Origin of the sequence: Variovorax sp. J31P179 (assembly GCF_030316985.1) — a bacterium.
Taxonomy (GTDB): Bacteria; Pseudomonadota; Gammaproteobacteria; order Burkholderiales; family Burkholderiaceae_C; genus Variovorax; species Variovorax ginsengisoli_B.
The window spans coordinates 712,796-730,281 of sequence record NZ_JASZYL010000002.1; the positions used below are offsets into that span (position 1 = coordinate 712,796).

A 17,486-nucleotide genomic window follows, 5' to 3' on the forward strand; every position below is an offset into this window, starting at 1 on the left:
ATGACTTCCTCCCCTTCTTTCTCGATTTGCGTCTATTGCGGCTCGCGTCCCGGCGAGCGCCCCGAATTCACCGCCGTGGCGCAGGCGGTCGGCCGCTGGATCGGCGAGCGCGGCGGCCAACTGGTCTACGGCGGCGGCCGCACCGGCCTCATGGGCACCGTGGCCGAGGCCACCCGCGCGGCCGGCGGCCGGGTGGTCGGCATCATTCCCAAGGCCCTCGTCGACAAGGAACTCGCCAACCGCCAGAGCGACGAACTGCACGTGGTCGACACCATGCACGAGCGCAAGGCCATGATGGGCGAACGCGCCGACGCCTTCCTGGCCCTGCCCGGCGGCATCGGCACCTTCGAGGAACTGTTCGAGATCTGGACCTGGCGCCAGCTCGGCTACCACGACAAGCCGGTGGGCATCCTGAACGCCGGCGGCTACTACGACGGCATGCTCGCCTTCCTGGCGGAGAGTGTCCGCGCGGGCTTCATGAACGACTGGCAGATGACCCTGGTGCGCACCGGCACCGACGCCGTCCCCCTGCTCGAGGCCCTGGCCGAGGAAGCGAGCCGCCACCCCAAGGGCGACAAGCTCGCAGAAGTTCTTTGATCGCGAAGGGGCCGGCGCAGCCAGGCCCATGTTGGTGAGACACCGCGGAACTGGCTCTGCCAGGCCGCCGGTGTCGCCCCCGGACGGGGGTGGGCGCCCGGACACGAAGTGCCGGGCAACCTGGGGGCGAGCTTATACCGCGGCTTCGTCTTCTTCGCCGGTGCGGATGCGCACGACGCGCTCGACGTTGGTGACGAAGATCTTGCCGTCGCCGATCTTGCCGGTGCGCGCGGCGCTGACGATGGCGTCGACGCAGCGTTCGACGTCGGCCTCGTTGACGACCACCTCGACGCGCATCTTCGGCAGGAAGTCGACCACGTACTCGGCGCCGCGGTAGAGTTCGGTGTGGCCCTTCTGGCGGCCGAAGCCCTTGACCTCCGTGACGGTGAGTCCGGTGACGCCGACCTCGGCCAGGGCCTCGCGCACGTCATCGAGCTTGAACGGTTTGAGGATGGCGGTGATTTGCTTCATACGGTCTTTCTTCCGGCGGTTTCGTTGAACTTGCTGGTGATAGGGTAGCGCCAATCCTTGCCGAAGCTGCGATGGGTGACGCGGATACCCACCGGCGCCTGGCGCCTTTTGTACTCGTTGATCTTGATGAGGCGCGCCACCCGCTCGACGACGGCACGCTCGTAGCCGGCGGCAATGATTTCGTCGATGCCTTCGTCGTCTTCCATGTAGCGCGCCAGGATGCCGTCCAGGATGTCGTAGGGCGGCAGGCTGTCCTGGTCGGTCTGGTCGGGCCGCAGCTCGGCGCTGGGGGGCCGGGTGATGATCCGCTCGGGGATCGGCTCGGTGCCGGTGCCGTAAGGGTCGTGCGCATTGCGCCAGCGCGCCAGGGCGAACACGGTGGTCTTCAGCAGGTCCTTGATGACCGCGAATCCGCCCGCCATGTCCCCGTACAGCGTGCAGTAGCCGGTGGCCATCTCGCTCTTGTTGCCGGTGGTCAGCACGATCGAGCCGAACTTGTTCGACAGCGCCATCAGCAGGGTGCCGCGGATGCGGGCCTGCAGGTTCTCTTCGGTGGTGTCCTCGGCCAGGCCCTTGAACTCCTCGGCCAGCGCGCCGCGGAAGGACTCGAAGGTGTGCTTGATGGAGATCTCGTCATAGCGCACGCCGAGCCGCTTGGCCATTTCGCGGGCGTCGATCCAGCTGATGTCGGCGGTATAGGGCGAGGGCATCATCACGGCCCGCACGCGGTCCTTGCCGAGCGCGTCGACCGCGATCGCCAGCACCAGCGCGGAGTCGATGCCGCCCGACAGGCCGAGGATGGCGCCCGGAAAACCGTTCTTGCCGATGTAGTCGCGCACGCCCACGACCAGCGCATCCCAGAGCTGGGCCTCGGGCGCGCGCGGCGCGGCGACAGCGCCCTCGCTGCGCACGAAGCCGACGCCGGTCGCGCGCCGTTCGAGCTGGGCGAAGACCAGGCGCTCCTGGAAGCTCTCGGCCTGCACGACCCTGGCGCCGTCGGCCTCGAGGGCGAAGGAGGCGCCGTCGAACACCACCTCGTCCTGGCCGCCCACCAGGTGCGCGTAGACCAGCGGCAGCCCCACCGCGGTGGCGCGCTCGGCCATGCGCGCGACCCGCTCGCCCTCCTTGCCGACATGGAAAGGCGAGGCGTTGATGACCGCGAGGATCTCGGCGCCACCGTCCTTGGCGAGCTGGGCCGGGGCGTCGAACCAGGCGTCCTCGCAGATCAGCAGGCCGACCCGGATGCCGCCGGCCTCGAACACGCAGACGCCGTCGCCCGGCGTGAAGTAGCGGCGCTCGTCGAACACCTGGTAGTTCGGCAGTTCGCGCTTGGCGTAGGTGTCGAGGATGCGGCCTTCGCTGAGCACGCTGGCGGCGTTGTGGCGCAGCTGCACCGCGACCGACCGGCTGCGCAGGCTGCCGCCCGTGGGATGTCCCACCACCACCACCATGCCGTCGAGGTCGGCCAGTTCGGCGGCCACGGCGCGCACCGCGTCGTCGCAGGCAGTGACGAAGGCCGGCCGCAGGAACATGTCCTCGGCGGCGTAGCCGCAGATCGACAGTTCGGGCGTGAGCAGCAGGCGCGCACCCTGTCCATAGGCGTCGCGGGCCGCGTCGACGATCTTGCGGGCGTTGCCGGCGAGGTCGCCCACGACGAAATTGAGCTGCGCGATGGCGAGTTTCAGGGTCATGTCGATGTAGAAAAAAGGCTGGTCGATTATGTCATCGGCCTTCGAATCGCATGGCTTGCGGACCACCTTCCACACGCCGCGGCGCGGGCTGTTACCCTCGACGGGCGATGCGCACAGGTTCCTCTTCCCCCAGCTTCTCCGACGCCGTTGCGCCCCGGTCCCAGGGCCGGGCCTACCTGCTGCTGGTACTGGCGACGCTCACCTGGGGCGCCAATGCCGTGGCGGCCCGGCTGGCGGTGGGCGAGGTTTCGCCGATGATGCTGACCTTCTCGCGCTGGATCGTCTGCTGCCTCGCACTGGCCCTGAGTTCGCGGCGCGAGATCTCCACGCACTGGCGGGCCTTGCGGCCGTCCTGGCGCTCCATCGCCTTGATGGGCACGCTCGGCTTCACCGGCTTCAACGCCCTCTTCTACGCCGCGGCGCACCACACCACCGCCATCAACATCGCGATCATCCAGGGCACCATTCCGGTGCTCGTGCTGCTGGGCGGTTTCATCTTCTTCGGCAGCCGGATCGGCGCGCTGCAGATCATCGGCGTGCTGGTGACGCTGACCGGCATCGTGGTCGTGGCATCGCGCGGGCAGTTCGCGCTGCTGGCCGGCCTCGCCTTCAACATCGGCGACCTCTGGATCGTGCTGGCGTGCCTGCTGTATGCCGGCTATGCGCTCGCGCTGCGCGATCGGCCGGCGGTGCCGGCCATCGTCTTCTTCGCCGCGATGGCGGCGGTGGCGGCCCTCACCTCGGTGCCGCTGGTGGTGGCCGAGATCGTCACCGGCCACTTCTTCATGCCGACCGCCACCGGGGTCGCCCTGATCGTCTTCATCGGCCTGCTGCCGAGCTTCGTCTCGCAGATCTTCTTCATCCAGGCGGTCGAGGCGATCGGGCCGGCGCGCGCCGGGCTGTTCCTGAACCTGGTGCCGATCTTCGGCCCGCTGCTGGCGGTGCTGGTCCTCGGCGAGCCGCTCTCCGCCTACCACGCGCTCGCATTGGCGCTGGTGCTGGGCGGCATCTACATCGCCGAGTCCTTCGGGCCCGGCAAGCAACGCTGACCCCACGCCCTTGACCACGCCGATCGTCCGCATCCACCGCTCGCCGTCCGAGATCGACGCCGCCGACTGGGACGCACTGCTGGCCCTGCAGCCTGCGCCCTCCCCGTTCATGCGCCACGCCTACCTGGCCGCGCTCGACGCCAGCGCCAGCGCCTCGCCGGCGAGCGGCTGGACGCCGCAGTTCGTCACGCTCTGGCGCGGCAAGCAGTTGATGGCGGCCTGCCCGCTCTACATCAAGGACCATTCGTACGGCGAGTACGTGTTCGACTGGGCCTGGGCCAACGCCTACGAGCAGCACGGGCTGGCCTACTACCCGAAGGCGGTCTGCGCGGTGCCCTTCACGCCGGTGCCGGGGACGCGCCTGCTGGCCCGCGATGCCGAGAGCCGCGCCTTGCTGGCGCAGGCCCTGGTCGCCTGGTGCAAGGAAGAGGAACTGTCGTCGCTGCACCTGCTGTTCGGCGCCGACGAGGACATCGCCGCCTGTTCGGAAGCCGGCCTGATGCTGCGTCACACGGTCCAGTTCCACTGGGACAATGCCGACTGGCCAAGCTTCGACGCCTTCCTCGCCAGCCTCGCCCACGACAAGCGCAAGAAGATTCGCCAGGAACGCCGCAAGGTGCACGACGCCGGCGTCTCCTTCCGCTGGTCGCGCGGCACCGACATCCGCGCCGCCGACTGGGACTTCTTCTACCGCTGCTATGCCCGCACCTATCGCGAGCACGGCAATCCGCCCTACCTGAACCGCGACTTCTTCCATCGCATGGCCGCGGCCATGCCCGAGGCCTGGCTGCTGTTCATCGCCGAGCGCGAGGGCAAGCCGATCGCGTCGAGCCTGATCGCGCTGTCGGCCGGGCCCGGCGGCGCGGACGATTCCCCCGCGCCGCGGATCGCCTACGGCCGCTACTGGGGAGCGCTCGAACGGGTCGACTGCCTGCATTTCGAGGCCTGCTACTACCAGCCGCTGCAGTGGTGCATCGAGCACGGTGTGCGGCGCTTCGAAGGCGGCGCCCAGGGCGAGCACAAGATGGCGCGCGCGCTGATGCCGGTGCGCACCACCAGTGCCCACTGGCTGGCCCACCCGGCCTTCGCCGACGCGGTCGAGCGCTTCCTGGAGCGCGAAGGTGCAGGCATCGAGAACTACCTGGACCACCTGGGCGAACGCAGTCCGTTCCGCCACACCGCGCCAGAATGAAAAAACGCCCCGCGACCGAAATCGCGGGGCGTTGATTTGCTACGGCGGCGTTTACTTCTTGTAGTTCGCGATGCCGTCCATGATTTCCTTCTTGGCGGCATCGATGCCTTCCCAGCCGAGCACCTTGACCCACTTGCCGGCCTCGAGGTCCTTGTAGTGCTCGAAGAAGTGCGTGATGGCCTTCAGACGCATCTGGTTCACGTCTTCCACCGTCTTCCAGTGGCTGTAGATCGGCAGCACCTTGGTGGTCGGCACGGCCAGCACCTTGCCGTCGACACCGGCCTCGTCTTCCATCATCAGGATGCCGATCGGGCGGCACGGCACCACCACGCCGGGCACCAGAGCCCAGGGCGTGATCACCAGCACGTCGACCGGATCGCCGTCGCCAGACAGCGTCTGCGGCACGTAGCCGTAGTTGGTCGGGTAGTGCATCGCGGTGGTCATGAAGCGGTCGACGAAGATCGCGCCCGATTCCTTGTCGACTTCGTACTTGATCGGGTCGGCGTTCATCGGGATTTCGATGACGACATTGAAGGCTTCGGGGGCGTCTTTGCCGGGGGAAACTTGGCCGAGGGACATGGTCTGACTTGGAGTAGTTGAAAGTGTTAGCGGGATGCGGACAAACCCGAAGTTTACTTTCCATGTCATCGGACAGTCGCACACAAAGCGGTTTTTGCCTGTAAATTGCCCACGTTGGCCAATCGGTCCCTGCCTTTCACGGCACCGGGGCTTCGAGGAAGCAACGCGGCGGAAGCACTGTCCCGTACGCGTTGCGCACAGGGTCCGGCTTTCGTCTCCATTAGTTACAACGAACGACTGGAGAAGCAACGGCATGACTGGCAACACCCCTCTCGTCCTTGCCATGGTCTGCGGCCTGGTGGCCGTGGCCTATGGATTCTGGGCGCGCAGCTGGATTCTTTCGAAAGACCCGGGCAATGCCCGAATGCAGGAGATCGCGGCCGCGATCCAGACCGGCGCAGCGGCCTACCTCGCGAAGCAATACCGCACCATCGCGGTCGTCGGCCTGGTGCTGGCGATCCTGATCGCCCTCTTCCTCGACTTCACCACGGCCGTGGGATTCGTGATAGGCGCGGTGCTCTCCGGCGCCTGCGGCTTCATCGGCATGAACGTCTCCGTGCGGGCCAACGTGCGCACCGCGCAGGCCGCCACGCAAGGCATCGGCCCGGCCCTCGACGTCGCCTTCCGCGGCGGTGCCATCACCGGCATGCTGGTGGTCGGCCTGGGTCTGCTCGGCGTGTCGGGCTTCTATTGGTTCCTGGCCGGCAACGGCAGCCTCACGCCGGACAAGAGCCTGGCCAGCCTGCTCAATCCGTTGATCGGCTTCGCCTTCGGCTCCTCGCTCATCTCGATCTTCGCCCGCCTCGGCGGCGGCATCTTCACCAAGGGCGCCGACGTCGGCGCCGACCTCGTGGGCAAGGTCGAGGCCGGCATCCCCGAGGACGATCCACGCAACCCGGCCGTGATCGCCGACAACGTGGGCGACAACGTCGGCGACTGTGCCGGCATGGCCGCCGACCTCTTCGAGACCTACGCCGTCACCTTGATCGCCACCATGGTGCTCGGTGCGCTGATGGTGGCCGCGGCGCCGGTCAACGCGGTGCTTTATCCGCTCGCGCTGGGCGGCGTGTCGATCATCGCGTCGATCATCGGCTGCTTCTTCGTCAAGGCCTCGCCGGGCATGGTCAACGTGATGCCGGCGCTCTACAAGGGCCTCGCGGTGGCGGGCATCCTGTCGCTGATCGCCTTCTGGTTCGTCACCGCCTGGCTGATCCCCGACAACGCGATCGCCGCCACCGGCAGCCAGCTGAAGCTGTTCGGCGCCTGCTTCGTCGGCCTGGCGCTGACCGCGGCGCTGGTCTGGATCACCGAGTTCTACACCGGCACGCAGTATTCGCCGGTGCAGCACATCGCGCAGGCCTCGACCACCGGCCACGGCACCAACATCATCGCCGGCCTCGGCGTCTCGATGCGCTCCACCGCCTGGCCGGTGATCTTCGTCTGCATCGCGATCCTGGCCTCCTACACGCTCGCCGGCCTCTACGGCATCGCGGTGGCCGCCACTGCGATGCTGAGCATGGCCGGCATCGTGGTCGCCCTCGACGCCTACGGCCCGATCACCGACAACGCCGGCGGCATCGCCGAGATGTCCGAGCTGCCGGCCAGCGTGCGCGACATCACCGACCCGCTCGACGCCGTGGGCAACACCACCAAGGCCGTGACCAAGGGCTACGCGATCGGCTCGGCCGGCCTGGCGGCCCTGGTGCTGTTCGCCGACTACACCCACAAGCTCGAGAGCTACGGGCTCGCCATCAGCTTCAACCTGAGCGACCCGATGGTGATCGTCGGCCTGTTCATCGGCGGCCTGATCCCCTACCTCTTCGGCGCCATGGCCATGGAAGCCGTGGGCCGCGCGGCCGGCTCGGTGGTCGAGGAGGTGCGCAGGCAGTTCCGCGAGATCCCCGGGATCATGGAAGGCACCGGCAAGCCCGAGTACGGCCGCGCCGTGAGCATGCTGACCGGCGCAGCGATCAAGGAAATGATGATTCCTTCGCTGCTGCCGGTAGTAGTGCCGATCCTGGTCGGCCTGCTCCTCGGACCCAAGGCCCTCGGCGGGCTCTTGATGGGCACCATCGTCACCGGCCTGTTCGTCGCGATCTCGATGTGCACCGGCGGCGGCGCCTGGGACAACGCCAAGAAATACATCGAGGACGGCCACCATGGCGGCAAGGGCTCGGAGGCGCACAAGGCGGCGGTCACGGGCGACACCGTGGGCGACCCCTACAAGGACACGGCCGGCCCGGCGGTCAACCCGCTGATCAAGATCATCAACATCGTGGCGCTGCTGATCGTGCCGCTGGTGGTCAAGTTCCACTCCGGCGATGCGGGCGCGATGACGGCGCCCACCATGGCCCCGCCGCCAGCCAGCGCGCCGGCAGCGCCGGCCGCACCGTCACCGGGTCCTGCCGCGGCAGCGCCCGCCGCGGCGCCGGTCGCCGACGGCGGCGCCTCGATCAAGACCGAGGGCGGCGTCGTCAAGTTCTACTTCGCCACCAACAGCGCCGAAGTGCCCGCCGGATCCAGCGCAGCGCTGGCCGATGTCGTGAAGGCGGTGCAGAGCGGGGGCCGGGTATTGGTGAGCGGCTACCACGACGCCACCGGCGACCCCGAGAAAAACGCCGAACTCGCCAAGCAGCGCGCGATGGCCGTGGGTGCCGCGCTCAAGATCGCCGGCGTGCCCGAAGACAAGCTCGAACTCGCCAAGCCGGCCCAGACCCAGGCCGACGGGCCGCCGGCCGAAGCGCGCCGGGTCGAAGTCAAGCTGCAGTAAGCCCCTGCCCTCGGCCCTGGCCGCGACGCTCAGTTCAGGCTGGCGCGTTGCACCGGCAGCGCGCCCTGCTCGGTGCGCAGCGGCACACCCTGCAGGGTGTCGAAATCCGACGGCGCCTCGGGCACGCGCATTTCCTCGAGCTCATGCAGCGAGGCGACCCAACGGCCGGCGGCCGACTCCGCCGGCTCGTCGTTGGTGAAGATGCCGTCGCGGATGTAGAAGGTCTCGCCCGCCGGGCGCTCCATGTGCAGCTCGATGAGGCGCGCGATCGGGAAGGTGTAGGTGACCAGCTTTTCCTTCGTCTTGCGGTCCTTGGCACCGCAATTGAAGAAGCCTTCGGCAGCGATCACGATGCACGATCCTTCGACCGAGCTGTCAATGTCGCCCCCGCAGCGCCAGATGGCGGTCGGCAGCCGCACGCGCACCTTGTCGATGACCAAGTCACGCTGCTTGTTGAGCGCATTGAGCGGAGGCACCAGCGAACGCAACTGCCGCAGGCGTTCGGCAAAGTTGTCGTCGATGCAGAACTCGACATGGTGCGTCGCGCCACCCGAGCGCTTGACGACCTGCATGATGACGTGACGCAGCTGGCTCACAGAGGCCGTCCTTTCGCAAGCATTCGAGTCAGTTTCGACCCGTTGCAGGCAATGGGTTTCATTGGAAGCATTGAATCTACTCAATTAGAACTTAGGTATTGATGCAAATCGCTTGCATCAATTGTTTCTAACTGTAGTCCGAATTGCCTTCAATGGATAGGCAACACGAAGTATTAAATTGACTCAATCAATTGCCAATGAGCGGCCGATAGCCGGCCGCCGGCTCGCCGTTTCAGGCGCCGCCGCCGGCTTCCACCAATTCGTCGAGTGCCTTGCAGGACGGCGCGCAGACGGTCTGCGACTTGCCCAGCAGCTGCCGGGTGCGCATTTGCGAGCGGACCCGATGCTTGCCGCACATGAAGCAGGACATGGTGGCGCCGCTGAACGAGGCCGAGGCCCGGAACGGCGAGCCGGGTGCCTTGGCCTTGTAGCGCAGCCCGTCGGCCACCACGGCGGTCTTGACCTCGGCCTTACTCATGGGCGGCTTCCGGTCCAGCGGCGTGCATGGCGCGTTCGATCGCCTTGCGGGCGGCCAATTCGGCGGCCAGCGAGGTGTCGAGCGCCGAGCGGCAGAGGCCGGCGTGCTGGTAGTTGAGGTTTTCGTACACCTCGGAGGCGGCCGGATAGGCATCCAGCAGCCGGCCCAGCTCGGAGCCGGGCTCGGCGTCGCGGAATTGCTCGACCAGGTGCGTCACCACCGACCGGTATTGCTCGGGGCCTACCGGCACGGCGCTGTGTTCCAGCCGCTCGAGGAGCTGGGCCAGGACATGCGTGACGGCCAGGTCGGCCTTGTGCGCGGGGGTGTGGGAAGCGTTCATGCACAGCATGTGGGGCGGTGCCAAAGGATTGCAAGGGCGTGAAAGAACCATCCCCCGAGCCTACAACAGCATCTCCGGCACGATCGGGGCAATCAGCGAATTGTAGAAACGCTTGAAAAAGCCGGATTCGGGTTCCGAGTGGAGGATCATCTCTTTTTCGCCGTCGGTGGTGAGCCATTCGAGGGCGCCGGTGTCCTTGTCCAGCCGCAGGCGGTAGGAGTTCTGCAGCTTGCTGATGTTGATCACGCGCAGCATTTCGCGCGCCAGCTGGGGGCTGTCGACCACCACGCCCATTTCGGTGTTCTGGGTCGCCGAGCGCGGGTCCAGGTTCATCGAGCCGATGAAGATGCGCCGCCGGTCGATCGCGGCCGTCTTGGCGTGCAGCCGGCCGAGCGAGTTGCCGAACATGTCGAAGCGCTTGTTGGCGGTGGTGCGCTCGGGGCTCAGCTCGTAGAGGTCGGCGCCGCTGGCGAGCAGGCGCTCGCGGTAGCGCGCATAGCCGGTGTGGACCAGCGGCTCGTCATTGGCGGCCAGGGAATTGGTCAGCAGCGTCAGCTTGACCTTGCGCCGCGACAGGTCCTCGAACGCGGCCATCCCCTTCTCGCCCGGCACCAGGTAGGGCGAAGTCAGGTCGACCTCGAACCGCGCATCCATCAGGAGGCCCCAGACCTTCATGGTCACGCTGGTCGCGAGCGCCTCGTCGGCGCTCATCGTGGCCGGCTTGGTCGGCGGATCGGCCACCGCATGCGCCTCGCCCCACAGCAGGCCCATGCGGCCGCCGTCGAGCTCCTCGGTGATCGGCCCGTAGCCCAGCACATCCGAGGGCGGCAGCTCGACCTTCGGCGCCGGGGAACTCATGCCGATCCAGGCATCGAAGTCGTCCGGGCCAGGCGGGCGACCGCCGGGTCCGCGCACGATCTCGGCAATCGGCCAGACCTGTTCGGCGTTCCAGTAGGCGTCGAAGATCGCCTCGAGCTCGGCCACCACCCGGCCGACCACCAGGGCGTCCATGTCGATGAAGTTCTGCGCCTGGCTGAGCACGAAGTACTCGTCCGCGATGTTGCGCCCGCCGACCACCGCCACCACGCCGTCGGCGATGAAGAGCTTGTTGTGCATGCGGTGGTTGAGCCGCGCGATGTCCTGCGGCGAGGCGATGAAGCGCGACAGGAAGCCGTCGCGGCCGCAGCAGAAGGGGTTGAAGAGCCGCACCTCCACGTTGGGCGTGTGCGACAACGCCAGCAGCGGCTGCTGGCTCTTGGCGGTGTAGAGGTCGTCGACCAGCACCCGAACCTTGACGCCGCGGGCGGCGGCTTCGCGCACGGCGCGCATCAAAAGCCGCCCGGTGGCGTCGTTCTCGAGCTGGTAGTACTGCACCACCAGCGATTGCTGGGCCCGCTGGGCGAGCTGGATGCGGGCGTCGAGCGAATAGACGCCCAGCGGCATCAGCCGGAATCCCGACTGCTCCCCCGGCGGCGTCGAATCGGCCACGATCTTGGCCAGCCGGGTCGACCGGTCGGGCGCCGCGGCGTACTCGGCCGGGCGGTCGCGGGCGATCGGCAGCGAGCCGCAGGCAGCCAGCAGTGCGATGCCGGCCGCGACCAGCGCCAGGCGAAGCCAGCGGTCCAGGTCAATCCTCATGTCGTGTGTGCTTTCGTGGCGGCGGGTGGGCGTCATGGACCGCGGCATGCAGTCCTAGAATTCGAAACGCTTCCACCCGGGGTTACATCATGACGTTCTCGATCAGCGCGCGCGCAATTTTCATGGCGGCCGCCGCCATGCTGGCCCTGCCGGCCGTCGCCGCGCTCGACATCGGTGACCCGGTGCCGAAATTCACGGCCAACGCGGCGCTCGGCGGCAAGACCTTTCGCTATTCGCTCGCCGATGCGCTGGCCAAGGGGCCGGTGGTGCTGTACTTCTTTCCGGCGGCGGATTCGGCCGACTGCTCGATCGAGGCCCACGCCTTCGCCGAGGCCATCGACCAGTTCGCGGCGCTCGGCGCCACGGTGATCGGGGTGTCGGCCGACGATATCGACACGCTGGCGAAGTTCTCGGTCAAGTCCTGCCAGAGCCGCTTTCCAGTCGCGTCCGACGAGGCCAAGACCGTGATCGAGGGCTTCGACGCCCTGATGCAGACCCGCCCGGATTTCGCCAATCGCCTGTCCTACGTGATCGCGCCCAGCGGCAAGGTGGCCTACTACTATCAGAACCTGAATCCGGACAAGCACGTCGAGCGCATGCTCAACGCGCTTCGGGCCCTGCCGAAGGCGACGCCTTCGCGCTGACCTTAAGATTTGCCCCATGCAACTCAACTACATCGGCAACGAAAACGTTGCTTCCTCTTCCGGCCGCACGCTGCCGGTGATCGACCCCTCGGACGGCCAGCCCTTCGACGAACTGCAGCGCAGCAATGCCGCCGACATCGACGCCGCGGTGCAGGCGGCGCGCCATTGCTTCGAAACCGGTTGGCACAAGGTCAGCGCGGCCGAGCGCGGCCGGCTGCTCTACAAGCTGTCGCAGAAGATCGCCGAGCATGTCGACGAGCTGGCGCTGATCGAGCAGCGCGACTGCGGCAAGCCGGTCAAGCAGGCGCGCGCCGACGCGCTCGCGCTGGTGCGCTACTTCGAGTTCTATGCCGGCGCCTGCGACAAGCTGCACGGCGAGACGATTCCCTACCAGGACGGCTACAGCGTCTTCACCTGGCGCGAGCCGCACGGGGTCACCGGCCACATCATCCCGTGGAACTACCCGATGCAGATTTTCGGGCGCAGCGTCGGCGGCGCCCTGGCCGCGGGCAATGTCTGCGTGGTGAAGCCGTCCGAGGACGCCTGCCTGTCGCTGATCCGGGTCGCCAAGCTGGCGGCCGAGGCCGGCTTTCCGCCGGGTGCGCTGAACATCGTCACCGGCCTGGGCCACGAGGTCGGCGACGCCCTGGCGCGGCACCCGGGCATCGACCACATCAGCTTCACCGGCAGCCCCAAGGTGGGCACGCTGATCCAGCAGGTGGCCGCCGAACGGCATTGCCCGGTGACGCTCGAGCTCGGCGGCAAGAGCCCGCAGATCGTGTTCGCCGATGCCGACCTGGGCGCGGCGATCCCGGTGCTGATCAACGCGATCGTGCAGAACGCCGGCCAGACCTGCTCGGCCGGCTCGCGGGTCCTGATAGACCAGGCCATCTACGAGCCGCTGCTGCAGCGCCTCGGCCACGCCTTCGAGGCGCTTCGGGTCGGCCCGGCGGCGATGGACCTCGACGTCGGCCCGCTGATCCGCCAGACGCAGCAGCAGCGGGTCTGGGACTTTCTCTCGGACGCCCATGTGGCCGGCATTCCGATGGTGGCGCAGGGCGTGGTGGTCGACGAGGCGCCCCAGGCCGGCTTCTACCAGGCCCCCACCCTGCTGCGCGACGTGCCGGTGGACCACCGCCTGGCACAGGAGGAAGTGTTCGGCCCGGTGCTGGCCGCGATGCCATTCCGCGACGAAGACGAGGCCGTGGCGCTGGCCAATGCCACGCAGTTCGGGCTGGTCGCGGGCATCTGGACGAACGATGGCGGACGGCAGTTCCGGATGGCCAAGCGCGTGAAGAGCGGCCAGGTGTTCATCAACAACTACGGCGCCGGCGGCGGTGTCGAACTGCCCTTCGGCGGCGTCAAGTCCTCGGGCTACGGGCGCGAAAAGGGCTTCGAGGCGCTCTACGGCTTCACCACCCTCAAGACCGTCGCCGTCAAGCACGGCTGAACGCGAGGGACCGGCCGGCCGATACACTGGCCGGCTGCACTTCAATTCGAGGAGACACCTGTGCGCGTCAAGGACAAATCCATCATCGTGACCGGTGCCGGCGGCGGCATCGGCGAGGGCATCGCGAAGCGGCTGGCGGCCGAGGGCGCGCAGGTCATCGTCAACGACATCAACCAGGCGCTCGGCGAACAGGTGGTCGAGGCCATCCTGCGCGACGGCGGCCGGGCTTCGTTCTTCGCCGCCGACGTCACCAAGTCCGACCAGATGAAAGCCTTGGTCGATGCCGCCGTGCAGCGCCATGGCAAGCTCGACGCGATGGTCAACAACGCCGGCTGGACCCACCGCAACCGGCCCGCACTGGAAGTCAGCGAGGACGAGTTCGACCGCTGCTATTCGGTCAACGTCAAGAGCATCTACCTGTCGACCATCCATGCGGTGCCGGCCTTCCGGGCCAACGGCGGCGGATCGTTCATCAACATCGCCTCGACCGCGGGCGTGCGCCCCCGCCCGGGCCTCACCTGGTACAACGGCTCCAAGGGCGCCGTGATCACGACCAGCAAGTCGCTGGCGGCCGAACTCGGTCCCGACAACATCCGGGTCAATTGCATCAATCCGGTGTTCAACCCGGACACCGGCCTGGCGGCCGAGTTCGCCGGTGGTCCGGTCACCGAAGAGCGCAAGGCCAAGTTCCGCGCCACCATCCCGCTGGGCCGCTTCTCGACCGCGCTCGACGTCGCCAACGCGGCGCTCTACCTGGCCAGCGACGAGGCCTCGTTCATCAGCGGGGTCTGCATCGAAGTCGACGGCGCCCGCTGCGTCTGATCGGCGCCAAGGCCTTGCAGCGGTATCAGGCCGGGCGATGCGGTAAATTGGCCCTCCCATGAGTTCGCAGCATGTCGTCAAGATCGCCGAGATCGGTCGCGCGCCCCGCGCCGCGCCGGCCGCGCACGCCGTGCCGGCCACCGGCGTGCTGCTCGACCGGCTGGCCCGGCCGCTGACCGACCTGCGCATCAGCGTCACCGACCGCTGCAACTTCCGCTGCAGCTATTGCATGCCGAAAGAAGTGTTCGACAAGGACTACCAGTACCTGCCCCACAGCGCGCTGCTGAGCTTCGAGGAGATCACCCGTCTGGCGCGCCTGTTCGCCAGCCACGGCGTGCGCAAGATCCGGCTCACCGGTGGCGAGCCGCTGCTGCGCAAGAACCTCGAGGTGCTGGTCGAGCAGCTCGCCGCGCTGCGCACGCCGCAGGGCCAGCCGCTGGACCTCACGCTGACCACCAACGGGTCCTTGCTGGCGCGCAAGGCCGGGGCCTTGAAGGCCGCCGGCCTGAATCGGGTGACCGTCAGCCTCGACGGTCTCGACGACACGGTGTTCCGTCGCATGAACGACGTCGACTTCCCGGTCGCCGAAGTGCTGGCCGGCATCGAGGCTGCGAAGGCGGCCGGCCTGGGCCCGATCAAGGTCAACATGGTGGTCAAGCGCGGCACCAACGAGCAGGAGATCCTGCCGATGGCGCGCCACTTCCGCGGCAGCGGCGTGGTGCTGCGCTTCATCGAATACATGGACGTCGGCGCCACCAACGGCTGGCGCATGGACGAGGTGCTGCCATCGGCCGAGGTGGTGCGCCGCATCGGCGCCGAATTCCCGCTCGTGCCGCTGGAAGCCAGCGCCCCCGGAGAGACCGCACAGCGCTGGGCCTACGCCGACGGCGGCGGCGAGATCGGCGTCATCAGCAGCGTGACGCAGGCCTTCTGCCACGACTGCAGCCGGGCCCGCCTGTCGACCGAAGGCAAGCTCTACCTCTGCCTGTTCGCGAGCCAGGGGCACGACCTGCGGCCGCTCTTGCGCGGCGATGCCGACGACGCGCAGATCGCCTCCGCGCTCGGCCACATCTGGCAGGGCCGCAGCGATCGCTACTCCGAGCTGCGCGCGTCGCGGGTCCCCGACACCGATGCCGGCGCGGCGCGCCGGGTCGAGATGAGCTACATCGGCGGATGAGCGCGCCGGCCCCCATCGTCGCCAGCGAAATCACCGGCCTCGTTCTCGCCGGCGGGCGCGGCTCGCGCATGGGCGGCGTCGACAAGGGCCTGCAGAACTTCAACGGTACGCCGCTGGCGCTGCATGCGGTGCTGCGGCTGGGTCCGCAGGTCGGCCAGGTGCTGGTCAACGCCAATCGCAACCTGGCCGCCTACGAATCCTTCGGCGTGCCGGTCTGGCCCGACGGGCTGGCCGACTATGCCGGTCCGCTGGCCGGCTTCCTGACCGGGCTGGAGCGCTGCGAGACGCCCTACCTGCTCACCGTGCCGTGCGACACCCCGCTGTTCCCGCTCGACCTCGCCAGCCGGCTGGCGGCGGCTCTGGCGGACCAGCAGGCGGACATCGCGATGGTCTCCGCGCCCGAGGCGGCGGGTCCGCCCGGCGCCGCAGCGTCGCTGTTCCCGCAGCCGGTGTTCTGCCTGCTGCGCGCCACGCTGCTCGACAGCCTGGTGCGCTTCACCCAGGGCGGCGGCCGCAAGATCGACAAATGGACCGCGCAGCACCACACCGTGCTGGTGCCCTTCGATCGCCCGGGCGATGCCGCCGACGCCTTCTTCAATGCCAACACGCTGACCGAGTTGCACACGCTCGAGCGCCAGCGTTCGTGAGGCCCGTCCCGTCATGAGCCGAATCGCCGAAATCGCCGCCGCGCTGGCGGGCTACGACCCCAAGGCGCTGGGTGTCGATGCCGTGCAGGCCTTCCTGGCGCAGCTGGCCGAGCCTGCCATCGTCACCGAGGTCGAGCGCCTGGCCCTGCGGGATGCGCTCGGACGGGTGCTGGCCGAGGACATCGTCTCGCCGGTCAGCGTGCCGCCGCACGACAACTCGGCCATGGACGGCTTCGCCTTCGATGGCGCGCAGCTCGAAGCGGCCGGCGACACCGCGCTGAGCCTGCGGGTGGTCGGCACCGCACTGGCCGGCGCCGCCTGGCGCGGCGCGACCGGCACCGGCGACGCCGTCAAGATCATGACCGGTGCCGTGATGCCGGCCGGCCTCGACACCGTGGTCCCGCAGGAGTTCTGCACGGTCGAGGGTGACCGGGTGAGCTTCCCGGCCCAGGCGCTGCGACGCGGCGACAACCGCCGCTTCGCCGGCGAAGACCTGATGCAGGGCCAGCCGGCGCTGCGGCGCGGCCAGATCGTCACCCCGGCCGCGCTCGGCATGGTGGCCAGCCTCGGGCTGCCGATGGTGCCGGTGCTGCGGCGCCTGCGCGTCGCCTACTTCTCCACCGGCGACGAGATCCTGAGTCTTGGCGAGCTTCCGCGCGAAGGCGCGGTCTACGACAGCAACCGGTACACGGTGTTCGGCCTGCTGACGCGGCTGGGCTGCGAGGTGATCGATCTCGGCCTGGTGCGCGACGACCCGGCGGCGCTCGAATCGGCGCTGCGCCGCGCCGCGGCGCAGGCCGACGCCATCATCACCAGCGGCGGCGTCAGCGTCGGCGAGGCCGACCACACGCGCGCCGTCATGCAGCGGCTCGGCGACATGGCGTTCTGGCGCGTCGCCATGCGGCCCGGCCGGCCGATGGCGGTCGGCCTGATCCCCGCCCCAGGCGCGCCCCGCGGGCCGGCCGTGCTGTTCGGGCTGCCGGGCAACCCGGTCGCCGTGATGGTCACTTTTCTCGCCTTCGTGCGCCCGGCGCTGCTCAGGATGATGGGCTGCAACTCCGCCTGCGCCGCGCCGCCGCCGATGCTGCGCGCCACCAGCGTCGACGCGATCCGCAAGAAGCCCGGACGCACCGAGTACCAGCGGGGCCGGGTCGAACAGGTGGCGGGTGCCTTGCCGCAGGTGCGCATCGCCGGCAACCAGGGCTCGGGCGTGCTGAGTTCGATGGTCGATGCCAACGGCCTGGTGGTGCTGCACCATGACCAGGCCGGCGTGGCGCCGGGCGACACGGTCGACGTCATGATCTTCGACGGCGTGGTGTAAGGTCTGTCCCCGCCCTGGCCTCAC

17 protein-coding genes are annotated in these 17,486 nt (G+C 68.4%); 10 read left to right on the forward strand and 7 right to left on the reverse strand.

The genetic code is table 11. The features are described from left to right. Positions 1–597: an LOG family protein gene (locus QTI17_RS07780; protein WP_286532042.1), complete on the forward strand. Its 597-nt coding sequence runs from the start codon at positions 1–3 to the stop codon at positions 595–597. Positions 598–729: 132 nt separating this feature from the next. Here the strand turns inward: QTI17_RS07780 and QTI17_RS07785 are convergent, their stop codons facing one another. Both QTI17_RS07785 and QTI17_RS07790 read right to left on the reverse strand, forming a co-directional pair. Next, positions 730–1,068 carry a P-II family nitrogen regulator gene (locus QTI17_RS07785; RefSeq protein ID WP_286368035.1) on the reverse strand — a complete coding sequence of 113 codons (339 nt, stop codon included), beginning with the start codon at positions 1,066–1,068 and terminating at the stop codon, positions 730–732. Next, entirely contained in the window at positions 1,065–2,759 is a 1,695-nt protein-coding gene (locus tag QTI17_RS07790) for an NAD+ synthase (protein WP_286532043.1), read from the reverse strand. The genes QTI17_RS07785 and QTI17_RS07790 overlap by 4 nt, the downstream gene beginning before the upstream one ends. A gap of 107 nt (positions 2,760–2,866) precedes the next feature. On the opposite strand from QTI17_RS07790, the gene QTI17_RS07795 reads away from it, so the two are divergent. Both QTI17_RS07795 and QTI17_RS07800 read left to right on the forward strand, forming a co-directional pair. Further along, positions 2,867–3,808, forward strand: coding sequence for a DMT family transporter (locus QTI17_RS07795; RefSeq protein WP_286532045.1), 942 nt, complete (start codon positions 2,867–2,869; stop codon positions 3,806–3,808). Between the two features lie 10 nt (positions 3,809–3,818). Then, positions 3,819–5,000, forward strand: a complete 1,182-nt coding sequence (locus tag QTI17_RS07800) for a GNAT family N-acetyltransferase (RefSeq protein WP_286532048.1) — start codon at positions 3,819–3,821, stop codon at positions 4,998–5,000. A gap of 51 nt (positions 5,001–5,051) precedes the next feature. On the opposite strand, the gene ppa is transcribed toward QTI17_RS07800, so the two are convergent. Continuing rightward, a complete protein-coding gene (gene ppa, locus QTI17_RS07805) occupies positions 5,052–5,579 on the reverse strand; it encodes an inorganic diphosphatase (RefSeq protein WP_286528793.1) in 528 nt (175 codons plus the stop codon). Positions 5,580–5,832: 253 nt separating this feature from the next. Between ppa and QTI17_RS07810 the strand changes: the two genes are divergently transcribed. After that, positions 5,833–8,349 (forward strand): sodium-translocating pyrophosphatase, encoded by a 2,517-nt coding sequence (locus tag QTI17_RS07810; protein ID WP_286532049.1) that lies wholly within the window; start codon positions 5,833–5,835, stop codon positions 8,347–8,349. A gap of 29 nt (positions 8,350–8,378) precedes the next feature. Here the strand turns inward: QTI17_RS07810 and QTI17_RS07815 are convergent, their stop codons facing one another. From QTI17_RS07815 to QTI17_RS07830, 4 genes are all read right to left on the reverse strand, one after another. Continuing rightward, a complete protein-coding gene (locus QTI17_RS07815) occupies positions 8,379–8,945 on the reverse strand; it encodes a hypothetical protein (RefSeq protein WP_286528790.1) in 567 nt (188 codons plus the stop codon). A gap of 232 nt (positions 8,946–9,177) precedes the next feature. Beyond that, the gene (locus QTI17_RS07820) at positions 9,178–9,423 is read right to left on the reverse strand and encodes a hypothetical protein (protein WP_286509024.1); all 246 of its coding nucleotides are present in this window, start codon (positions 9,421–9,423) and stop codon (positions 9,178–9,180) included. Beyond that, positions 9,416–9,763: a hypothetical protein gene (locus QTI17_RS07825; RefSeq protein ID WP_286532050.1), complete on the reverse strand. Its 348-nt coding sequence runs from the start codon at positions 9,761–9,763 to the stop codon at positions 9,416–9,418. The genes QTI17_RS07820 and QTI17_RS07825 overlap by 8 nt, the downstream gene beginning before the upstream one ends. Positions 9,764–9,823: 60 nt before the next feature. Beyond that, complete coding sequence (locus QTI17_RS07830; RefSeq protein WP_286532053.1) at positions 9,824–11,401, reverse strand: phospholipase D family protein; 1,578 nt, start codon at positions 11,399–11,401, stop codon at positions 9,824–9,826. A gap of 89 nt (positions 11,402–11,490) precedes the next feature. Here QTI17_RS07830 and QTI17_RS07835 point away from each other — a divergent pair, with 89 nt between their 5' ends. The 6 genes from QTI17_RS07835 to moeA are packed head-to-tail and all read left to right on the forward strand — an operon-like array spanning position 11,491 to position 17,462. Beyond that, positions 11,491–12,045 carry a peroxiredoxin gene (locus tag QTI17_RS07835; RefSeq protein WP_436411581.1) on the forward strand — a complete coding sequence of 185 codons (555 nt, stop codon included), beginning with the start codon at positions 11,491–11,493 and terminating at the stop codon, positions 12,043–12,045. A gap of 16 nt (positions 12,046–12,061) precedes the next feature. Beyond that, a complete protein-coding gene (locus QTI17_RS07840; RefSeq protein ID WP_286532054.1) occupies positions 12,062–13,495 on the forward strand; it encodes an aldehyde dehydrogenase family protein in 1,434 nt (477 codons plus the stop codon). A gap of 60 nt (positions 13,496–13,555) precedes the next feature. Further along, the gene (locus QTI17_RS07845; protein WP_286532056.1) at positions 13,556–14,317 is read left to right on the forward strand and encodes an SDR family oxidoreductase; all 762 of its coding nucleotides are present in this window, start codon (positions 13,556–13,558) and stop codon (positions 14,315–14,317) included. Positions 14,318–14,375: 58 nt separating this feature from the next. Beyond that, positions 14,376–15,494: a GTP 3',8-cyclase MoaA gene (gene moaA / locus QTI17_RS07850; RefSeq protein WP_286532058.1), complete on the forward strand. Its 1,119-nt coding sequence runs from the start codon at positions 14,376–14,378 to the stop codon at positions 15,492–15,494. Further along, complete coding sequence (gene mobA / locus QTI17_RS07855; RefSeq protein WP_286532060.1) at positions 15,491–16,141, forward strand: molybdenum cofactor guanylyltransferase MobA; 651 nt, start codon at positions 15,491–15,493, stop codon at positions 16,139–16,141. Before moaA ends, mobA begins: the two co-directional genes overlap by 4 nt. Positions 16,142–16,154: 13 nt before the next feature. Then, positions 16,155–17,462, forward strand: coding sequence for a molybdopterin molybdotransferase MoeA (gene moeA / locus QTI17_RS07860; protein WP_286532062.1), 1,308 nt, complete (start codon positions 16,155–16,157; stop codon positions 17,460–17,462). Positions 17,463–17,486: the final 24 nt, after the last annotated feature.